Source organism: Planctomycetota bacterium (assembly GCA_033763975.1).
Taxonomy (GTDB): Bacteria; Planctomycetota; Phycisphaerae; order Phycisphaerales; family UBA1924; genus RI-211.
In genome coordinates this window covers 38,003-56,588 of sequence record JANRJM010000019.1, presented here as the reverse complement: position 1 = coordinate 56,588, position 18,586 = coordinate 38,003, and the positions used below count along the sequence as shown (strand labels likewise).

Genomic DNA, 18,586 nt, shown 5'->3' with positions numbered 1-18,586 from the left:
GGCGATGGTAGCGAGACATCGGCGGGGTCAGGGGCGCGGGCCGGGCCCGGGCTCAGAAGAGTTTCAGGGCGTAGAAGACCGCGGTGAACGCCAGGTCGGCGATGACGATCGCGACGACGCACTGGACGACGGTGCCCGTGGTGGCACGCCCGACGCCGGCGGCCCCGCCCGTGACCCGCAGGCCGTTCGCGCAGGCGATGACGCCGATGAGGAGCCCGAAGACGGCGCCCTTGCTGGTGCCGGTCATGAAGTCCACGACCTTGGCCTGGGTGAGCATGTTGTTGATGAAGGTGGTGGCGGGGATCTCGAGGACGGCGACGGAGATCGCCAGGGCGGAGAGGATCGAGACCACGCTGGCCAGCACCGCGAGGACGGTCATGCTGAGCACAGAGGCGATGACGCGGGGCACCACGAGGAAGCGCACGGGGTCGAGGGCGTGGGCCTCTAGGGCTTCGACTTCCTCGCCGACGACCATGGTGCCGATCTCGGCGGCGATGGAGGCGCCCGCGAACCCGGTGAGCACGATCGCGCCGATGAGGGGCCCCAGCTCGCGCAGCACGGCGACGGCGATGATGTTCGCGACCAGTTCCTTCTGCCCGAACTGGTCGAGCGGAGGCGAGAGCTGGAAGGCGAGGATGAGCCCCACCGCCGACGACACGAGCGCGACGATGAAGACCGACCTCGCGCCGATGCGCACCATCTGCGTGATGATCGCCGGACGCCCGATGCGCACGCGGCGGCGGGTGACGGAGCGCACCGCCCAGAGCATGGCCTCGGCGAGCAGGAAGACGCACGCGCCGATCTGGTCGAGCGCGGTGAGGACGCGGGCGCCCAGGAAGGCCAGGGGCGCGAGGAACGGCTTTCGCCAGAAGGGCGCGGGCGCGGGGCTGGGCGGAGGCGTCGCCATGCGTCACCCCTGGAGCGCGGCGTCAACGTCGGACGCGATACGGAAGACGGTGTGCAGGCGCGCGATCTCGAAGATCGCGCGGACACGCTCGGTGAGCCCGCTCAGGACGAGGGGCGTGCCGGACTTCTTGGAGATCTGGAGGGCCTCGACGAGCGTGGCGAGGCCGGGGGTGGCCATGTAGGGCACGCCGGAGAGGTCGGCGACGACGCGGGTGGGCCGCTGGTCGAAGGCCTGGCGCAGGTAGGTGCGGTACTCGGGCGCTTCGTGGTAGGCGATGTCGCCTTTGGCGGACACGACCACGGCGCCGGTGGCGTGGCGAGAGAGGGAGACGGCGATGGTCGGTCGGTCGGACATGGGTCCCTCACGGGCAGGCGGCGCGGGCCGGTGCGCTCGGCTGACGGATCTTCACCAGGGTCAGCCGCATCCCCGCGGCGCCTCGACGCTCGTACGCGACGTCGTCCATCACTTCACGGATGATGTGCACGCCCAGCCCGCCGGGGCGGATGTCGGCGAGATCGCGCCCGCGGATGGTGCTGGGGTCGACCTGCCGGGCCTCGTCCTCGATGACGATGCGCACGCCCTCGCCCCGGGCGACGTCGCGGAAGGGCATCACCGCGACGACGATCGGGCGGTCGGTGCGCCCGGCGTACCCGTGGCGGATGATGTTCGTGACGGCCTCGTCGACCGCGAGGGCGATCTGCGAGCACTGCGTCTCGGTGAAGTCGAGCTGGCGCGACATCGAGATCATGAGTTCGCGCAGTGCGCACAGGTAGCGGGGGTTGCTCACCATCTCTACGCGCAGGTCGGGGCGTTCGCTCACGGTGCACTCATCCCGTCCGGGCGTCCCCCCGCGACGCGCTCGGCCCACGCACGGACGGCGGGCTCGCGCTCGAATGACGGGGCCGCGGGATCGTACCCGAGACGCGTCCCGGTCAGCGACTCGAGCGTGCGGATGGCCAGGAGGCGGGTGGCGGGGTCGTCGCTGTCGAGCATGCGGACCAGGTCGGGGATGGCCTTGTCGTCGCGGGCGGCGTAGGCCTCGATGATGGCGGCGTTGCGGGCCGCCGGGTCGGGCGAGTTGAAGTCGGGGCGCACGCTCGCGGCGCAGCCGGGCACCAGCACCCACAGAAGGACGGCACGCGGGATCGTCACGTCCTCAGTCTACGCGTGCGGCCGAACGCCGCCCTCAACCGACAGGCGGCGACGGACTATGGTTCCGGCTCGCCTTGGAGGATGCCGGTCGGCGCCCATGAGCAGCACCCCACAGCCCGCAGTCGTTCATCCGCCCTCACCCGCCCCGGGCCTCGCCGCGCGCGATGACACGCGCGAGATCGTGCCCGTCCTGGACTTTGGCGGTCAGACGGCCCAACTGATCGCCCGGCGCGTGCGCGAGGCGGGCGTCTTCTCGCTGCTGGTACGCCCGGACATCACGCCCGGCGAACTGCGCGCGCTGCGTCCCAAGGGCATCATCCTGTCGGGCGGGCCCGCCAGCGTCTACGACGCGGGCGCCCCGACGTGCGACGCGGCGATCTTCGATCTCGGCGTGCCGGTGCTGGGCGTGTGCTACGGGCTGCAGTTGGCGGCCAAGGCCTTCGGCGCGGACGTTGCGGCGTCGGACCGGCGCGAGTTCGGGCGCGCCCACCTCTCGCTGGGCACGCGCGATCCGCTGTTCAACGGCGTGCCGGACCGCACGACGGTGTGGATGTCGCACGGCGACCAGGTGCGCGACGACGTCGGCGCGTTCGTGGTGCTTGCCTCGACGCCCACGTGCCCCCTCGCCGCGGTGCGGAGCGCCGTCGGCGGGCGCTTGTTCTATGGCGTGCAGTTCCACCCGGAGGTGACGCACACGCCGCACGGCGTGGACCTGCTGCGGAACTTTCTCTACGAGGTGTGCGGGTGCACGGGCAGTTGGCGGATGAGCGACTTCGCGGAGCGGGCCGCGGCGCAGGTCCGCTCGAGCGTGGGCGACGCGCACGTCATCTGCGGGCTGTCGGGGGGCGTGGACTCGGCGGTGACGGCGGCGCTGCTGCACAAGGCGATCGGCGATCGCCTGCACTGCGTGTTCGTGGACACGGGGCTGCTGCGCAAGGGCGAGCGGGCGCTGGTGGAGACCACGTTCCGCGATCACTTCCGGATCGATCTGCGGGTGGCCGACGCGGGCGAGGCGTTCCTGGCGGACCTCGCGGGGGTGACAGACCCGCAGGAGAAGCGCCGTCGGATCGGGCACCGGTTCATCGAGGTCTTCAAGGCGCAGGCGACGCGGATCCCCGGGGCCACGTGCCTCGCGCAGGGCACGCTCTACCCGGACGTCATCGAGAGCGGGCACGGGCACGCCGGCACGGCCGCGGGCATCAAGCTGCACCATAACGTCGGCGGGCTGCCGGCGGAGCTTGGGTTCACGCTCGTGGAGCCCCTGCGGGAACTCTTCAAGGACGAGGTGCGCAAGCTCGGCAGCGTGCTGGGCCTGCCGGATCAGCTCGTGTGGCGCCACCCGTTCCCCGGCCCGGGGCTCGCGGTGCGCGTGCTGGGCGAGGTGACGCGTGAACGCCTCGAGGTGCTTCGGCCGGCGGACGAGATTTTGCTGGAAGAGATCGTCGCGGCGGACCTGTACCGCAAGACGAGCCAGGTCTTCGCGGTGCTGCTGCCCGTGCAGAGCGTGGGCGTGATGGGCGACGGGCGCACGTACGAGAACACCATCGCGGTGCGGGCGGTGGAGACCGAGGACTTCATGACCGCCGACTGGTCGCGCATCCCGTACGACGTGCTGGCGAGGATCAGCAGCCGCATCATCAACGAGGTGCGCGGGGTGAACCGGGTGGTGTACGACATCAGCAGCAAGCCCCCCGCGACGATCGAGTGGGAGTGATCCGGTGGCGCGCATGCCCCGTTCGACGCGCCCGGCTCGCGACGCCGCGCCCACGCGGCCGGCGCCCAAGGGGCCGGCCCCGGCGGTCCGTGGCCTCGCCCGTGCCGCGTGTGTCGGCGAACTCACGTTTCTCCGCCTGCCCACCGGCGCCGACCGAGACGAATGGGTCAAACTGCGCGAAATCAGCGAGCGGCACCTGCTGCCATGGGATCCGACGCCCCCGGGCATGGACGAGCCGCCCCCGGCCGACATTCTGTTCGGGAAACTGCTCTCCACGTGCGACACCGAGCACAGCCGGCGGTATCTCATCTGCGCGAAGGACAGCGGCGGCATCGTGGGGCAGGTGAGCCTGAACCAGGTCTTCCGGGGCCCGTTCCAGAACGCGGTCGCGGGGTACTGGATCGGCGCGCCGTTCACCCGGCGCGGGTACATGGCCGACGCGCTCCGGACGGTGCTGGCGCACGCGTTCCAGGACCTGCGCCTGCACCGCGTCGAGGCGAACATCATCCCGCAGAACGTCGCGTCGATCGCGCTGGTGCGGGCGGCGGGGTTCCGTCTCGAGGGGCTGTCGCTGCGGTACCTCCGCATCAACGGCGCGTGGCGCGACCACGAACGCTGGGCGATGACCATCGAGGACTGGAACGCGCTCAGCGCACCGGGAACGGCTCGTGCACCTCGCCGGGCGCCCACGTCAGGCGCACCGCGCGGAGGTTCATCAGCGCGCCGCGGAACTCGCCCCCCGGACGGACGGTGATCGTCGTCGGGCCGCCGTCCTCGAGCAGGATCGATTCGGTGCGCACGACGGTGAACGTGCCCCACGCGCCGGTGCTCGGCACGACGCCCGTGAACGAGGTGCCCCCGAGCTCGACGACGAACTCGGAGCCCGCGAACTCGGGCGTGCACGACACTTCGATCGAGACCCAGTACTGCCCGGGCTGGGCGTCGAACGTCCACGACGCGGCGTCCTCGGGGTTCGTCCAGAAGCCGAGCGACCCGCCGTACTTGCTCTCGTAGCGCAGGTGCGAGCCGGTGATGTCGGCGTCCTCGGGGCGCAGGTCGATCACGCCCTCGGCGTCGGCCCGGGGCAGCACGACCGTCACCTCGGGCTCGCCCGCGATGGGCAGGCGCACAACGCGGACGGGCATCGGCGCCGGCGCGTCGGGGGGCGTCGCGGGCAGTTCGATCACGAGGTCGTCATCCACCCGGCGCACGGGGAGGGCGGCCTCGCTGCCAAGAAGCGTCGCGTCGCCCGCGGGCGCGTTGCTGAGCCCGGGGACGCGGAGCAGGCCGCCTTCGGGCCAGTCGAAGACGTGCAGGTACAGCACGCCGGGCTTGGCGGTGCAGCGTCCCCACGAGAGTTTCTTGAACGGCCCCGCGCTCGTGGCGTAGATGGACTCGGCGTGCACGTCCATCCATCGCGCGATGTCGGCCATGCGCGAGAGGGATGCCTCGGGGATGAGCCCGTCGGCCGTGGGCCCGACGTTCAGCAGGTAGTTCCCGCCCTTGCTCGCGACGTCGACCAGCGTGCGGATGAGTTCGGCGGACGACTTCCAGTTCTGGTCGTCGCTGCGGTACCCCCACGTGTCGTTCATCGTCATGCACGATTCCCAGTCGACGCCCGGGAGCCCTGTCCGCGGCACCTCCTGCTCGGGCGTGCCGAAGTCACCCGCCCACTCGCCGGCCCGGTTGAGCCCGGCCATGTCGTTGCGACCCTTGTCGACGCGGTTGTTCACGAGTATCGAGGGCTGCAGCGATCGCACGAACGCGTCGAGGTCCTTGCCGCGCTCGCTGGTCCAGGTGCTCTCCCACTCGCCGTCGAACCAGAGCACGCCGACCTGCCCGTAGTTCGTCAGCAGTTCGCGGAGCTGGCCCTTCATGTAGCCGACGTAGCGGTCGAGGTCGGCGCCGTCGGCCGAGCGGGACTCCCACCCGCGCCGGGGGAGGTAGTCCGGGTGATGCCAGTCCATGATCGAGTAGTAGAACCCGAGGCGCACGCCCTCGCGTTCGCACGCGGCGGCGAGTTCCTTGAGCACGTCGCGCTTGAAGGGCGTCGCGCCGATGTCCCAGTCGGTGCCCGCGCTGTCGAAGAGCGCGAACCCGTCGTGGTGCTTGGTGGTGATGACGATGTACTTCATCCCCGCGCGCTTGGCCGCACGCACCCAGGCGTCGGCGTCGAAGAGCACCGGGTTGAAGCGGTCGCGCAGGGGCTCGTAGGCCTCGACGGGGATCTTCGCGTTGGTGAGGATCCACTCGCCCGTGCCGCCGGCGCGCGTGCCCCCCCACTGCCCGGCGGGGATCGCGTACAGCCCCCAGTGGATGAACATGCCGAAGCGCGCCTCGCGCCACCATTCCATCCGCGCATCGCGTGCGGCGGGGGACTCGGCGGGCGGGGACGCCTGCGCCCGCGCCGGCTCCGGGGGCGCGGCCAGCACGCTCAGCAGGCCCGCGACGACGCACGCACGCACGACTTCGGCTGACTTCATGGCCCAAGCGTACCGGCGCGCGGGCGGACGCGTGGGCTACACCAGACGCGTCCGGCCCGGGACGGGCACCTCGGGCGTGGGCCAGTCGCCCCACACGAGTTCCCGCGGCGTGAGGTCTTCCTTGGATTCCAGCGCCTGCTGCCACGACACCGTCTGCCCGGTGTAGGCGCTCATCCGCGCCATGATCGACATGAGCGTCGAGTAGGCCGAGCGTTCGGCGTCGTTGATGGGCGTGCCGGCGCGGATCGACGCGAAGAGTTCGTTGTGCTCAACCTGGTACATGTCGCGGTCGGTGGGCCCGGCGTACTTCCAGATCGTGCCGCCCGCGCGGTCGGTGAGGTGGTACGTCGGCGCCCAGCCGTTGACGACCGCCATGCCCTTGGTGCCCCAGACGTAGTCGGTGTTGTCGGACGGGCAGCGGTCGATCTGGCGGCAGTCGTGGTGCGTGCGCATGCCGCCCTCGTACTCGTAGGTCGCGGAGAAGTGGTCGAAGACGTTGCCGTGCTCCGGGCCGCTGCGGGCGGCGCGCCCGCCCAGGCAGATCACGCGCTGGGGCCAGCGGTCGCCGGTGGCCCAGGCGAGGCGGTCGATGCTGTGGCACGCCTGCTCGACGATGTGGTCGCCGCTGATCCACGTGAAGTGCCACCAGTTGCGGAACTGGAACTCCAGGTCGCTCCACTCGGGCTTGCGTGGGTTCTTGGAGAGCGTGCCGGTGTGATACGTGGTCTGCACGCTGACGAGGTCGCCCAGGGCGCCGGCGTTGATCTGCTCGAACGTCGCGCGCATGCCGTCGTTGTACCGCCAGCAGAACCCCACGACCAGCGACAGCCCCCGGCGCTTCGCTTCCGCGGCGCTCTCGAGCACCGATCGCACGCCGGGCGAATCGACGGCCATGGGCTTCTCGGCGAAGACGTGCTTTCCGGCCTTCACCGCCGCGGCGAGGTGCGCGGGGCGGAACACCGGGTGCGTGCACAGCAGCACGACGTCGACACCCGAGTCGATGACCTTCTGGTAGGCGTCGAAGCCGACAAACCGGCGTGCGTCGGGCACGTCGAGGCGCTCCGCCGGCACGCTCGAGCCGATGCCGCCCAGGCACGAGGCGATGCGATCCGGAAAGATGTCGCCCACGGCGTGGAGCACGCTGTCGCTGTCGGCGCGCAGGGCCTGCACCGCGGCGCCCGTGCCGCGCCCCCCGCAGCCGACCAGGCCGATCTTGAGCTTCGCGCGGGCGGGCGTGGGCGAGGCGTGCAGCAGCGCGGGCGAGAGCGCCACCGCGCCGGCGATCTTCATGACGTCGCGGCGTGACCATCCGGCCTCGCGCCCCGTGCCGTTCGACTGTGCTTCGTGGTGCCGCATGGTGATCTCGCTCCCTCGCGCCGCATGGCGTGCTGTGCCTCTGGCGTGACGCCGCATGCTACTTCACCTACGGGCGTTCCGCCCCGGGCTTCACAGGCACGGACGGCTTCGCAGGCAGGGCGGGCTTCGCGGGCAGGGCGGGCTTCGCGGGCAGGGCGGGCTTCGCGGGCAGGGCGGGCTTCGCGGGCAGGGCGGGCTTCGCGGGCAGGCCGGGCTTCGGGGGAAGGCCGGGCTTCGGGGGAAGGCCGGGCTTCGGGGGAAGGCCGGGAACCTCGGGGTTGTCGTTGGGCGGCGAGGCCGCGGGCATGTCGCAGACGATCCGGAACCCGACGAACGGCCCGTCCGAAAGCCACCACGCGCTCTTGGGGATCTGCGGGTCCGAGGCGTTCCAGGAGGGCTGCTGCGTCTGGCGGGCCGAGGGCGCGAGCGCCGGCGCCTCGTCGCGGTACGACCCGCCCTTGGTCACGGGCTGGCCGTCGCGCCCGACGACCCACTCCGCAACGTTGCCCTGCATGTCGAGCAGCCCCCAGGCGTTGGGCTTCTTGCCCGAGCGCGGGTGGGGCGTGCCGTCAGAGTTCGCCGCGAACCACGCGTGCTCGCCCAGTGTCGTCGGATCGGGAGGGCCCGACTCGACAACGCCCGCGCGGCAGGCGTGCTCCCACTCGGCTTCCGTGGGCAGCCGGTACGACTTGCCGGTCTTCTTCGACAGCCACACGCAGAACTCGCTCGCGTTCTTGTACGACATGCTGATCGCGGCGTAGCCCTCGTGCCCGAAACCCCGATCCGGCGGCAGGTACGGCTTGCTCGGGCGCGTGACCGCGTCGACCGTGCCCAGCCCGGCCTCTTCGTCGAGGCGGTACACGTACACGTCGAAGGCTTCCCAGCCGACCTCGGTGCGGCTCATCCAGAAGGCCTTGACCGTGCCGTCGGCCGACGCCGGGATCGGGACCATCTCGATGCGGAACGCCGCCGCCGGGACGGGCTCGAAAAAGGGCGACGGCCGCGGGGTGTTCTCGGACTGGGCGGGCGCCTGCGGGGCGGGAGGCTCGTGGATCGGTGCGGCCGCGCCGGGGACAGAGAAAAGCGAGGCGGCGACGAGCGTCACCCCGGCGCCCGTCCGCCCGCCTCGCCTACTCCCACGCCCGGTTGGGCTCGCTTCCCAGAACAGGTCGCGTACCCGTCGGTTCTGCTGCTGCCTCACGCCATCCTCCTCGACAGAATACCTCAATGTGCGATCGGGGGCAACGGAAATTCAACCGAGTCTGAACCTAGAGGGCAAACCCCGCCCCGCGGCGCAGGCTTTCCCGCTTCGCGTGGATCATCGTGGTGACCGCGACGGAGTCTTCCAGGGTCGGGTGCTCGGGCACGGGGCGCCCTTCGCGCCGTGCCTGCACGCAGGCCACGAAGTGGGCCATCTGCAGTTCGTACCCGGAGCCCGCGGGGAGGTCCGGGCTGGTGGTCTGGCCATCGGACGTGACGGCCACCGTCGGCGTTCGCGAGAGATCGAACTCGATGGTGGCGCGCTCGAACTCCGCCCCGTACCGCATGCGGAACCCGCGGCCGGACGAGGGCATCCACCCGCCCTCGGCGAGGACCACCATGGCCGTGTCGTCGTAGCGGTACATCGCGGCGACGTGGTCGTGCGTGCCGACGCACACGACCTCGCGCGGGCGACCGAGCAGGTGCAGCACGAAGTCGGCGTCGTGCACGTGCAGGTCGAAGATCGCCCCGCCGCAGCGGGATTCGTCGCGGTAAAAGTCCGACCATTCCGGGCGGCTTCCGAGTCGCGCCAGGCGCAACGCGCGCAGCGCGCCGAACCGCCCGTCGCGCACGACCTCGCGCAGCAGGGGCCAGCCGGGCCAGAATCGCATGCACATGGCCGGGATGGCCAGGCGCCGCGCGCGGTCACGCTCTTCGATCAGCGCCGCGATCTGCTCGGCGTGCAGCGCGACGGGCTTCTCGACCAGCACGTCCAGCCCGGCGCGCAGCGCCCGCGTCGCCAGGTCGACGTGCGTGTCGGTGGGCGTCGCGATTACCGCGGCGTCGACCAGCCCGGACGCGAACAGGTCGTCGGGCCGCTCGAACGCGACGGCCTCGCCCGCGTCGAACGCGCCCCCGGTGTTCAGGTTGCCCGCGACGCTCCCCGACCCGCGCCGGCGCTCGCCCTGGTGGTCGCACGTCGCGGCGAGACGAGCACCGGGCACGGTGCCGACCGCCCGCGCGTGCGTCTGCCCCATGAAGCCCATGCCGACGACGCCGATCCGGATGCTCACGAACCGCCCTCCGACGCCACGGCGCGGGCCGTCTGTCGCAGCACCTCGGCCGCGCGGCGCACGTCCTCGACGCGGGTCTCGCCGGCCTCGCGTTCGATGATGACCGACCCCTCGAATCCTCGCAGCACGTGCGCGAACTCACGCCAATCGACCTGCCCGGCGCCGACGGGCACCTCGGTCCCCCACTCCCCGGGCGTAGTCGCCACGGTCGCGTCCTTTGCGTGCACCTGGCGCGCGTGCGACCGGAGCATGCGCAGCGCGTCGATCGGATCGCCCATCCCGTACAGGATCATGTTCGCCGGATCAAAGTTGACCCCGACCTGCCAGCGCGTGGGCAGCGACGCGTTCACGGACTGCAGCACGTCGATCAGCGTTTCGGCCGTCTCCTGGCCCGTCTCGAGCGCCAGACGCACGCCGCGCGACGCGAAGAGCTGGGCGAGTTGGCGGACTCGGTCGACCATCGTGCGGCGTTCGGGGGTGAGATCGTGCGGGAGAAAGCCCGCGTGGAAGGTCACGAGCGAGAGCCCCAATCGCTGGGCCAGGGCGGCGTTGGCCTCGGTCGCGCGGAAGTTGTCGCCCCAGAGGGCGTCCTGGCGGACGCCGCCGGTGCGCCGGATGCTCTCGAGGGTTGAGTAGTCCTCGCCGTGCATGGCGATCATGCCCGAGACGACGATGATGCCGGCGTCGCGGAGCGCGCGGACGGTGGCGTCCTCGTCCCACTGCCCGGACCGGATCGGGTCAAGAGCGAGCTGCACGCGCGCAAGCCCGCAGGCCCGCACGGCCTCGCACAGGTCCGCCGGCGACCCCGGTCGCAGCGACCACGAGCACACGCCCAGACGCTCAGTGAACGCGGCGTTCATGTGCCGCGCCCCGGGCTCGTTCCGATGCGCGTCGGGCCGCCCGCCGCGCCGACCGACCTGCCTCCGCGTGCGTTCCGCATCCCGGCAGCCTAGCGGGATCACCCGCCCGCGGCCATACCGGGTGGATCGGGGCAAAGAGCAAAGCGGGCGGCGAACGCGGGACTTGCGTCGCTGTCGTGTGCGCCGCCTTGACTCCGCGTGGGGGAGCCGCTAGGGTCCGGCCAGACTGCGGGGTAGAGCAGCCTGGTAGCTCGTCGGGCTCATAACCCGGAGGTCGTAGGTTCAAATCCTACCCCCGCTATTCGCATAACCCCCGGGTCGCAAGACCTGGGGGTTGTCGTTTTGTTGACGTTGATCGTGGTCCGGTCGGCGCGAGGCGCGGTGCGAGTTCTCAGCGTCTTCGGAGAGCAGCGACCATGCCTCGCCAACTCGAACACAGGTACCGCGCCGGGGTTTGCGACGCGTTCTCCGGAGTTCGTGCCCGATGCGGCGCTCACCGAGTAGTTCCCGCTTCCCAGCATCGGGCCGCCCGAGACGGCCATCTGCGAGATGCCGCCGCACTCGGCGCGACCGCCTATTCGGTGGTCGCCTGCGTCTCGCGGACTGTCGCGGCTGCCGACCGACGCCGACGAACCGCGCCGCTCAGGCCCAGGACAGCCAGAAGAACCGATGATGAGGGCGCGGGAACCAGGGTACTGACGTCAAGCATGAACGCGTGCGCGTAGCCGTTCCCGCCGGGGCCGTTGTAGTAGCCCGTTCCAACGATCAGGCCGTTGTTGTTGATGTCGATGGTACGTGAGCTTGAGCTTCCGAGGACCCAATCGGCTCCCATCGCCGGATTGGTGGTGTTCAGCCAGGCAGCAAGATCGATGGCGGTGTGGGCGGCGTCATTGAGCCAGAGGGTTGGCCAGACCTCCGGGCCTGTGGAGCGTCTGGAATACCCGACAACAAACCCGGCATCGTTTATGCCGAACGCTTCGCTGTAGTCGCCGCCGAGAGTCCCAAGATCCACCATAGTACCGCCGGCGCCGGGCGTGCCGGAGTACAGGAAGGCGTGATACTCGGTGTCGCCGGTCAGGGCCGAGGTGCCCGCCGTTTGCCCCGCGTTGTTGATCGCGTAACCAACGCTGTTCATTCCTCCCAAGGTACCCAGGTCCGCCATCGAGCCTCCTGCGCCGGGTACTCCAGAGTACACAAACGCGCGACCGGCGGCGTCGCCGGTCAAGCCAGCCTGACCGACAATTTGCCCAGCATTGCTGATATCCCAAGCGACGCTGTATGTTCCGCCGAGGGTACCCAAGTCCGCCATCGAACCGCCCGAGCCGGGAACGCCGTTGTACAAGAAGGCGTGATTGAACAAATCGCCGGTGGTTTGAGAGGTGCCAACAACGCTTCCGGAATCGTTGATGCCATAGGCGCCACTGCTTGTTCCACCAAGCGTGCCCAAGTTGGCCAGCGATCCGCCCGAGCCGGGTACGCCGCTGTAGACGACTGCTTGGCCGAACGAAAGGCCCGCAACTTGCCCGCCATTGTTGATGGCTCGCGCATCAACACTCCCCAAGTTGACCATCACTCCGCCAGAACCGGGAACACCAGAGAAACGAAATGCACCGTCAGCAAAGCCGGTATCGGAAACGCCCGTGGCTTGGTTCGCGTCGTTGATCGCGCTGGCGTAGCTGTGCAAGCCCCCAAGCGTACCGAGGTTCCAGATGTCCCCACCATCGGCATGCGCAATGCCGGCCCCCACCCAAAGGGCCACAGCAGCAGCGGTCAGCGATTGGACGTCCAACCAGTCAAACCGCGCCGCGCACTTCCATTTCGCCCCCCCCCCGAGTCGAACACCGTGTCATCGCGCGGACAGGGAGAGTTTGAGAGCTCAAGTTCGACCCCTTCCTTCCCATTCCGCGAAGTTGCCCACACCGGGCAGGACCTGTCCTCACAACCACGGGCTTGACTGGTGCATCTGATCGGATGCGAGGCGAGCCGTCGGTCCGAGGGTGGGCGGCCCAGGGCACCCGGCTATGAGAGTTGGTATTCATCTGCGATTGGCCCTTCCAGACTGCGGTTTCCTGCGGTCAAGTCCGGTTTGGCTCGACAATCCCCAGAGGAGTTAGCCTGGCCCCATTACCGCGCTGTGCAGAGTGAGTATACACCGCCATCGCCTCAGGTGCACGCGCACTTCGGAGGCTTTGCGGGCCTCCGGGGTCGCGCGGGGTCGGTTCAATCCTGCAAAGTCCGGATGGAAGCGACAGCGGCCCCGTCTTCAACTCGGGGCGCAGGGAGGCTGGCCGCGGCCGGCCCATGGCACCTGTCGCGGACCGACGAGCCGTAGGTACGCCTCGTGGACCATGGCGGTGGCCGAGAGGTGTGGGCGTTTTGTTGCCCCGCCAAATGTGATTCGGCGGCGCGGCGGAGCTGGTCATAGGCCAGGGGAAGCCGGCGGCCGGACCCCCGGCATCGCACCGAGGCACGTGCGTGCAGGCGATCGCCCTTGGCGCAGCGTCAACGAAAGGGGCTCCCACGAGTAACCCGCGGCGGCCGATTGAACCTGCCGGGCGTCCGCGCCCTCGCTTCGTGTCTCCGGGGCTTTGGGAAGAGGTTCGTCACACCGCCTCTCGTCCTCTACTTTTGGAAATGACGAACCCCCGTGTCGCAAGACGCGGGGGTTGTCGTTTTCAGTCTCGCTCGGTCACCGGGTGACATCCGCACACGACGGCAGCATTCGTCGTCGCCGGAGACGCTTTGAAACTGGGTCGTGGGGAGATCAACATCCGGTGGCACTCTGCGCGCCGCGTGGCTGCAGAGTGAAACGGGAGGAATACCCCGCTAGAGTGATTGGCAATGGCGAAGTCCAGATCACCGGCCGAGGTTCTCGCGAAGCTTCGCCCCGAAGAGACGGATACCCCGGCGACGCAAGCCGCGATCAAGGACGCGGAACGCGTGCTCGGCGTGAGGCTGCCGGAGGAACTGAGATCGCTGCTGCTCGTCCGAAACGGCGCGAGGTTACGGCTCAACCGGTTCACGTTGAAGAAGAAACCACCGGCACAGTCCTTCGCGCGGAAGAGCTATCACATACGTTCGATCCCCGGCGTTGGTGGTGGCTCCGGCGATGATATCGTGGAGCTGCGGGGCGTCGCCGCTGACGAATGGGGGCTTGCGGAAAGGCTCGTGCCGCTCTTCGGCGACGGGCACTGGTGGTGCTGCCTGGACTACCGCGTAAGCGGCCCGAACGGGGAACCCTCGATTACCCACGTTGAGCCGGGCGAGACCTCCGCGGATGAACCGCTCGAGATTCCGATCGCGGGCTCGTTCGCCGATCTCGTGGCGGGACTGTCCAGGGATCCGGAGAGCCTGACACCCGCGCTGATAGCGCTGGACGAAGGGGCCCCGACTCGTCAACATCTCGAAGCGGTTCTCGATGGCCTGGGGTACAAGAAGTGGTCGTGGCCGGGCTCTTCGCAGCGCACGCCGCCTCCGGCGTGGGAAACCCAGAAGTATTCGAGTTTCGTGAATGGGTGCGACGCTCGAATCGAGCTGTGGACGAACCGCCTCTATGACATCTCTCAACTGCTCACCGTCGAACGCCCGGAGAAGCATCCGATGCTCCGCGTCTCCGTCTCGCCGAAGGATGAGGAGGCATGCCTGCGAGAGCTGCTCGACGCCCTGGGCACGGGCGCGGTGCTGCTCCACGGGCTTGAGTAGCGGCGTGCCCGGCGGCGTCGACGAAGGCCGCTTGAGCGAAGCGAAGGTCTCTGCGAAACGACGGCTTCGGCGGAGCGATGTCCGCCTCAGAAGTTTCACTGCAGCCCGACACTTCCGATCACCTCGGTGTAGTCGCCTCCGTTGAAGGCCTTTGTGTGCTCTCCGAGGAACATTACCGTACCCCTGCGTTGAGGATCCATGCGCCGGCACGGCCGAGTTCTCGCAGAGGGATCGATGCCCGTGCGCCGATCTGCGCGAAGCCGAACGTGGCGTCGGCGAACTCCAGCCGACGGCCGGCATCCTGGACCACGAACGTCGCATTCGATGCCAGGCTTCGCGCCGCCGCCTGGTGTCGCGCCGCCGCGATGCCGTCGGGGTGCACGTCGACGCCGGTCACCGCCGCGCCTGTCCGCTCGGCGATCCGGAGGGTGGGGCCGCCCGAGCCGCACGCGATGTCGAGCAGGTGGTGCTGCGCCCCGACCGCACACCACTGGATGAAGCGGTCCTGCTCGGCGGCGGTCATCCAACTGTTCTGCCCGATGTCCTCGCCCCACGTCGCCCGGCGGATCTCGCGGTACACGTCCTTGTCAAAGCGGGTGTAGGTCGCGTCGTAGAACGGGACCGCGGCCTGCTGGTTCGCGTCGGGGCTGCGTGGCGCGGACATGCGGAACCTCCGAAGCGGACTTCACGAGCACACGCCGCGTGAGCGATCGAAACCTCGTGCGCGGCCGGCGGCACGCGCTCGGCGCGTGCGTTCCCGAGCCGTGGACTTGTGTCGTGCGCCGCGGGCGGGCGGTCGTAAGACCGGTGTCCCGGCACCGCGGCCGTGCGGCCGGCCCACACACGCACGAGACGACGCGAGAACACGCTTCCGCGGTCCCTCAGACGCTCTTGCCGAGGATCAGCATCGCGCCCATCGCGGCCTGCGCGAACGAGAATCCCGACTGCACGACCAGCAGCACGCTGACCGCCGCCCATGATCGCAGGCGGCGGCGCAGCCAGAGATCAGGGACCACCACGGCCGCCGCCCACACGAGCATCATCAGCGTGATGAGCACGTCCTCGGATGTGACGCCGAAGATCGCCAGGATCAGAAGGGGGAACAAGGTAATGCCCCCGAACAGCATGAACGCCTCGGAACTGCGGTCAAAGAGCGACTGCGTGGCCAGGATGCCCAGCAGCGGCCACGGCGCCATGACGGCGAGCGACGCGGCGCACAGCGCGATGACCCGCCACGGGCCGGTGATCTTCGACGGTGGCGGCGGGCCCTGGGCATCGATGCCGACTGCGGGCGTGACAGAGGGCGGGTTGGCATGGCCTGGCTCGTGCACCGATCACCTCGCTTCGGGAGCAGCGTACTCCCGTCGCCGGTGGCAACCGGCCGGGTGCGCGGCTCAGGCCGCCCGGCGCCCGAAGGTCGCCCGACGCAGCGAGAGCAGACAGACTTCAACGAGGCGTTGGCTGTCGATGGGCTTGGCGGCGTACGCGTCGCACCCCGCGTCGTAGCACTTCGCCGCGTCGCCCTGCATGGCGTGGGCCGTGAGCGCGACCACGGGCCTGGTCCACCCTTTTCGCCGCAGCGCGCGGGCGAGTTCGTACCCGTCCATCTCGGGCATCTGCATGTCGGTGAGGACGAGGTCGAACGCCGGGGGCTCGGTGAGCGGCTGGCCCGGGTCGTCGGCGATCGTCAACATCGAGAGCGCGACGCGTCCGTTGTCCGCCACGCGCACGTCCGCGCCGGCCTTGCGCAGGTGGAACGCGATGAGCCGCTGGTTGTCGGGCCCGTCTTCCACCAGCAGCACGCGCACCCCCTGCAGCGCCGCCGCCCCGACCGTGGGCGTCGCCGCGGTCTCGGCGGTCGGGGTCTGCGGGCGCCGCAGCATCTCGGGCCCCTCCATCGGCACGTCCGAGACATCGCCGGTCGCAACCGTCGCGGTGAACGTGCTTCCGGCGCCCACGCAACTCGTGACGGTCACGTCGCCCCCGAGCATCGTGGCGAGCGTGCGGCTGATGCGCAGCCCCAGCCCCGTCCCGCCGAAACGCCGCGTGGTGGAGGTATCCGCCTGCTGGAACGAGTCGAACAGGCGTTCGACCTGCTCGGGCGACATCCCGATGCCGGTGTCGATGATCTCGATGCGCAGACGCGGCGATGCCTCGGGCGCGAACGACATCGCGACCGTGACCGAGCCGGTCTCGGTGAACTTCAGCGCGTTGCCCACCAGGTTCACCAGGATCTGGCGCAGGCGCAGCGGGTCGGTGCGGATGCGCGCCGGCAGGGGCGTGTCCTGGCGGATGCGCAGTTCGACGCCCTTCGCCCGCGCCTTGAAGGCCATGAGCGACTCCACTTCGAGCACGATCTGTCGCGCGTCGACGGGCACCACCTCGACCGTCATCTTTCCCGCCTCGATCTTCGACAGGTCCAGGATGTCGTTGATGATGGACAGCAGGTGCTCGCCGTTGCGCCGGATCGTCTCGATGCAGTCCAGCCGCCCGGGCGGCGCCAAACTCCGATCGCCCATTTCCGCCAGCAGGTCCGCGTACCCCAGGATCGCGGTCATGGGCGTGCGGATCTCGTGGCTCATGTTCGCCAGGAACTCGCTCTTGGCGCGGCTCGCGAGCTCGGCCTCGCCTTGCGCCAGGCGGAACGCCTCCGCCGCGTTCTTGAACGCCGTGATGTCCACGTGCACGCCCACCGCGCGCACCGCCCGCCCGTCCTCGTCCCGGGCCGTCACGCGCCCGACGTCGAGCACCCAGGTCCACGTCCCGTCCTTGCGCCGCAGGCGATGCTCGCAGCGGTACTCGGGCACGCGGCCGGCGAGGTGGTCGCCCAGCGCCCTTGCCACGCTCTCGCGGTCGTCGGGGTGGACGAGCTTGCCCCACTCGCGCACGTGCGACGACCACTCGCCCGGCTCGTAGCCCAGCATCGTCTGGGCGATGTCGTTGAACTGCACGCGCCCCGTGCGGACGTCCCAGTCCCAGATCCCCAGGTTGGCCGCGCGCGTCGTGACTTCCAGACGGTCGGCCTGCGCCTGCAGGTCCGCCTCCTGCTGCACGGCCTTGGTGATGTCCCGCGTGAAGATCAGTATCCCGCCGACCGAGCCGTCGGCCTGACGCCACGGGCGCAGGTCCCACTCCAGCCATTGCACTCGCCCGTCGGCCCGCACCAGCGCGTCACGCTCCTGCGCAAGCGACTCGCCCTGCAGGCACCGCTCGAACTGCGCGCGCCAGCGCTCCGGCAGCTCCGGGAACACCTCGTAGTGCCCGCGACCGGCCAGGTTCTCGCCCGCGGGCAGCCCGTACACCTTTACCCACTGCGCCGAGTGCGCGATGTACCGCATCCGGTTGTCCAGCATCGCCACCGCCGCGGGCGCCTGCTCGATGAACATCCGGAACCGCCGCTCGCTCGCCGCGAGTTCCTGCTCCACGGCGCGGCGGTCCGTCACATCCATCTCGATCGCCATGAAGCCCGAGAGGGCGCCGGACTCGTCGCGCAGCGGCTGGATCTCGATGTCGAGCACGTACTCGCGCCCATCCTTCGCGCGGTTCACCAGCTCCTCGCGGCATCCCTCGCCCCGGTCGAGCGCCGCGCGAATGCGTGCCACAGCCGCCGCGTCGGTGCGGTCGCACTGCAGCATGTGCCCGGGCACCTTCCCGCGCACCTCGTCGATCGTGTACCCGGTGATGCGCGTGAACCCCTCATTCACCCACTCGATGCGCCGCTGCGCGTCGGTGATGATCACGGCGCTCTTCGTACGCTCGGCGATGAGCGACAGACGCCGAAGGTCGTGCACCATCTCCCGCATCGAGGCTTCCGCCGCGGCGGCCCGCCCCGACCACCGGCGCGCCGTCGCGACGCATCGCCACACGACAATCGGGCCGGCGAGCAGCGTGAGGATCGTCACGTCCAGCAGCGTGACGTGCCACTCGTGCGGCGTGCGTGACGTCGCTCGCAACACCAGCATCGCGCCGACTTCGGCGAGCACCATCACGCCGAGCACCTCGGCCACGAGCCGCCAGACTTGTTCGCGTCGCCTCACGCACTTCGTCCCGAGGCTCCCGGGCGCCCGCCCGCACCGCCACGGCGGCCGCGCGTCGTCCACAGGAGGCGTTCCACTATCGGCCCGGGGCACGCCGTGCTG

16 protein-coding genes and 1 tRNA gene are annotated in these 18,586 nt (G+C 70.0%); 4 read left to right on the top strand and 13 right to left on the bottom strand.

From position 1 onward, the window contains the following. Nucleotides 1-52 precede the first annotated feature (52 nt). Genes SFY69_13715 through SFY69_13700 form a run of 4 tightly spaced genes read right to left on the bottom strand, consistent with a single transcriptional unit; the run spans nt 53 to nt 2,059 of the window. Complete coding sequence (locus tag SFY69_13715) at nt 53-907, bottom strand: ABC transporter permease (GenBank protein ID MDX2133098.1); 855 nt, start codon at nt 905-907, stop codon at nt 53-55. A 3-nt stretch (nt 908-910) separates the two neighbouring features. Beyond that, nucleotides 911-1,261, bottom strand: a complete 351-nt coding sequence (locus SFY69_13710; protein ID MDX2133097.1) for an STAS domain-containing protein — start codon at nt 1,259-1,261, stop codon at nt 911-913. 7 nt (nt 1,262-1,268) lie between these two features. Continuing rightward, nucleotides 1,269-1,727 (bottom strand): ATP-binding protein, encoded by a 459-nt coding sequence (locus SFY69_13705; protein MDX2133096.1) that lies wholly within the window; start codon nt 1,725-1,727, stop codon nt 1,269-1,271. Beyond that, on the bottom strand, nt 1,724-2,059 hold the full coding sequence (locus SFY69_13700) for a HEAT repeat domain-containing protein (protein MDX2133095.1): 336 nt from the start codon (nt 2,057-2,059) through the stop codon (nt 1,724-1,726). The genes SFY69_13705 and SFY69_13700 overlap by 4 nt, the downstream gene beginning before the upstream one ends. A 97-nt stretch (nt 2,060-2,156) precedes the next feature. Between SFY69_13700 and guaA the strand changes: the two genes are divergently transcribed. After that, entirely contained in the window at nt 2,157-3,773 is a 1,617-nt protein-coding gene (gene guaA, locus SFY69_13695; protein ID MDX2133094.1) for a glutamine-hydrolyzing GMP synthase, read from the top strand. Nucleotides 3,774-3,786: 13 nt separating this feature from the next. Beyond that, nucleotides 3,787-4,527: a GNAT family protein gene (locus SFY69_13690; GenBank protein MDX2133093.1), complete on the top strand. Its 741-nt coding sequence runs from the start codon at nt 3,787-3,789 to the stop codon at nt 4,525-4,527. On the opposite strand, the gene SFY69_13685 is transcribed toward SFY69_13690, so the two are convergent. The 5 genes from SFY69_13685 to SFY69_13665 form a co-directional block, all read right to left on the bottom strand. Then, a complete protein-coding gene (locus SFY69_13685; protein MDX2133092.1) occupies nt 4,421-6,256 on the bottom strand; it encodes an alpha-L-fucosidase in 1,836 nt (611 codons plus the stop codon). The genes SFY69_13690 and SFY69_13685 overlap by 107 nt on opposite strands. 36 nt (nt 6,257-6,292) lie before the next feature. Continuing rightward, the gene (locus SFY69_13680; GenBank protein ID MDX2133091.1) at nt 6,293-7,612 is read right to left on the bottom strand and encodes a Gfo/Idh/MocA family oxidoreductase; all 1,320 of its coding nucleotides are present in this window, start codon (nt 7,610-7,612) and stop codon (nt 6,293-6,295) included. 67 nt (nt 7,613-7,679) lie between these two features. After that, nucleotides 7,680-8,813, bottom strand: coding sequence for an SUMF1/EgtB/PvdO family nonheme iron enzyme (locus tag SFY69_13675; protein MDX2133090.1), 1,134 nt, complete (start codon nt 8,811-8,813; stop codon nt 7,680-7,682). Nucleotides 8,814-8,880: 67 nt separating this feature from the next. Beyond that, a complete protein-coding gene (locus SFY69_13670; GenBank protein ID MDX2133089.1) occupies nt 8,881-9,885 on the bottom strand; it encodes a Gfo/Idh/MocA family oxidoreductase in 1,005 nt (334 codons plus the stop codon). Next, nucleotides 9,882-10,745 (bottom strand): sugar phosphate isomerase/epimerase family protein, encoded by an 864-nt coding sequence (locus SFY69_13665; GenBank protein MDX2133088.1) that lies wholly within the window; start codon nt 10,743-10,745, stop codon nt 9,882-9,884. Before SFY69_13665 ends, SFY69_13670 begins: the two co-directional genes overlap by 4 nt. A gap of 227 nt (nt 10,746-10,972) precedes the next feature. On the opposite strand from SFY69_13665, the gene SFY69_13660 reads away from it, so the two are divergent. Continuing rightward, a tRNA-Met gene (locus SFY69_13660) sits at nt 10,973-11,046 on the top strand. A 273-nt stretch (nt 11,047-11,319) separates the two neighbouring features. On the opposite strand, the gene SFY69_13655 is transcribed toward SFY69_13660, so the two are convergent. Next, the gene (locus SFY69_13655) at nt 11,320-12,429 is read right to left on the bottom strand and encodes a DUF3466 family protein (protein ID MDX2133087.1); all 1,110 of its coding nucleotides are present in this window, start codon (nt 12,427-12,429) and stop codon (nt 11,320-11,322) included. Between the two features lie 1,157 nt (nt 12,430-13,586). Between SFY69_13655 and SFY69_13650 the strand changes: the two genes are divergently transcribed. Beyond that, a complete protein-coding gene (locus SFY69_13650) occupies nt 13,587-14,447 on the top strand; it encodes an SMI1/KNR4 family protein (protein ID MDX2133086.1) in 861 nt (286 codons plus the stop codon). 172 nt (nt 14,448-14,619) lie between these two features. On the opposite strand, the gene SFY69_13645 is transcribed toward SFY69_13650, so the two are convergent. The 3 genes from SFY69_13645 to SFY69_13635 all read right to left on the bottom strand — a co-directional run bounded on the left by SFY69_13645 (nt 14,620) and on the right by SFY69_13635 (nt 18,484). Next, nucleotides 14,620-15,111: a class I SAM-dependent methyltransferase gene (locus tag SFY69_13645; protein MDX2133085.1), complete on the bottom strand. Its 492-nt coding sequence runs from the start codon at nt 15,109-15,111 to the stop codon at nt 14,620-14,622. Nucleotides 15,112-15,328: 217 nt separating this feature from the next. Further along, nucleotides 15,329-15,778, bottom strand: a complete 450-nt coding sequence (locus SFY69_13640) for a hypothetical protein (GenBank protein ID MDX2133084.1) — start codon at nt 15,776-15,778, stop codon at nt 15,329-15,331. A 63-nt stretch (nt 15,779-15,841) separates the two neighbouring features. After that, nucleotides 15,842-18,484 carry a PAS domain S-box protein gene (locus SFY69_13635; GenBank protein MDX2133083.1) on the bottom strand — a complete coding sequence of 881 codons (2,643 nt, stop codon included), beginning with the start codon at nt 18,482-18,484 and terminating at the stop codon, nt 15,842-15,844. Nucleotides 18,485-18,586 lie beyond the last annotated feature (102 nt).